Annotated in this window: 1 protein-coding gene; it reads left to right on the forward strand. The window is 45.9% G+C overall.

Going from position 1 to position 1729, the window contains the following annotated elements; all coding sequences use genetic code 11:
- The first annotated feature begins 92 nt into the window (after positions 1 to 92).
- Positions 93 to 1703, forward strand: a complete 1611-nt coding sequence (locus D1614_RS23555) for an IS1182 family transposase (protein ID WP_119440448.1) — start codon at positions 93 to 95, stop codon at positions 1701 to 1703.
- Positions 1704 to 1729 lie beyond the last annotated feature (26 nt).

The following is a 1729-nucleotide window of genomic DNA, read 5'->3' on the forward strand; positions in this document are numbered from 1 at the left end:
TGTGCCTGTTGCACAACTCACCAGGTTTTGTTAACAAATTTAGCATAATCCCGGAGAGTAAGCAGTTATCTTTCATTAACTTGAGAATAAAAATGCAGGGAAAGAAGGTTTACCACGAGAAATTGTTTTCCAGCTTCCAGTTATCGCAACGGGTTCCCAAAGAAAATTTCTACCACAGGTTAAAAGAAGTGCTGGATTTGTCGTTCTTGTACTCGCTGACCAAACCATATTATGGTTCGTGCGGGCAAAAGAGTATCGACCCGAAGGTATTCTATAAACTCTGCCTGGTAGGGTATCTGGAGAATATTATCAGCGACCGGCAGCTTATTGAGCATTGTTCGATGCGGTTGGATATCCTTTATTTTTTAGGGTTCGATATTGATGAAGAATTGCCGTGGCACAGTACTTTGAGCCGCACGCGGCAGTTGTTTCCGGAAGAATTATTCGAAGAGGTATTTGAACGGGTATTACAGATGTGCATAGAAAAAGGGATGGTTTCGGGTCATACCCAGGCCATGGATTCAGCACCGGTAAAAGCCAATGCGAGTATGGACAGCCTGGAATTAAAAGTGCCTGCAGAAAAGCTGGAGGAATACCTTCGCAAATCGCGTTACCTGAGCAGCCCCGACCGCAAGTCGAAGATAAATAAAGCCAGCGATCAGGAGAAAACCCTAAGTGCCAGCGATTGGGAACTAAACGATATAAAGAGCCGTAACCGTAACTGGCAGCAAACCCAGGACACACGCCCGGGCTCCCGAAACAAGGGGGCTAAATACACGAGCAACAAAACCCATTACAGTCCTACCGATCCCGATGCGCGTATCAGCGTAAAACCCGGGAAAGCCCGCAAGCTGAATTACCACGGAAACATCAGTGTCGATACAGCCAATCATGTGATTACCGATGCCAAAGCCTATCATGCCGACCGGGCGGACAGTGCAAACCTTCAGGATGTAACCCTGCGGTTGAAAAAGCGGCTTTCAAGAGAAGGCCTGATGTGGCGGAATATACTGGCCGATGCCGGTTTCAGCAGTGGCGAAAACTACGATTTCCTGGAAAAACAAAACCTTGTAAGTTACATTCCTCCACACGGCACCTACAAAGGCGGCCCCGAGGGCTTTACCTTCGTAAAAGAAGGAAATTACTGGCTATGTCCTGAGGGTAAAAAAGTCACCTTCCGAAAACGCAAGTTGGTGAAAAACTCGCTTCAGGACCATTACCTGACCAAAAGGAGCGACTGCAAAAATTGCCCGGTCAAAACACAATGTATCGGGAAAAGCTATGAGAAACGAATCGGCATCACCATCTGGGTTGAACAATACGAGCACAACAACAAACGCATAAAAAGCCGTTTGGGGCGAATAATGAAAGGCAAGCGGCAGTCGACTGTTGAGCCGGTATGGGGAACGCTAACCCAATTTACCGGCTTGCGAAAAATCAATACCATTGGCATTAAGCAGGCCAACAAGGTTATGCAAATGGCAGCAACGGCTTATAACCTGAAAAAGCTACTGAGATTTGAAGCAAAATACGTGAAAACGATGGCAGCAGCCATCGCTTTTTATTTTTTGTCTGTCAAAGCAAGAATCAAGGGTTTTAAGGCATCTTTTTCCGGGGAAAATCCGGCATCGCTAAAAATGAAAGAACCTGTTAAAAACGCGAGAAACAGCTTATTCCCCTTCGTAGTTTTAACAGGTACTTAAAAATTAGAGGGTTGTGCAACAGCTAC

Origin of the sequence: Maribellus luteus (assembly GCF_003576475.1) — a bacterium.
GTDB classification, from domain to species: domain Bacteria; phylum Bacteroidota; class Bacteroidia; order Bacteroidales; family Prolixibacteraceae; genus Draconibacterium; species Draconibacterium luteum.

What these genes read in the sequence shown, in the direction of transcription:
- D1614_RS23555 (WP_119440448.1), top strand. Translation starts at nt 93, where the DNA reads ATGCAGGGAAAGAAGGTTTACCACGAGAAATTGTTTTCCAGCTTCCAG.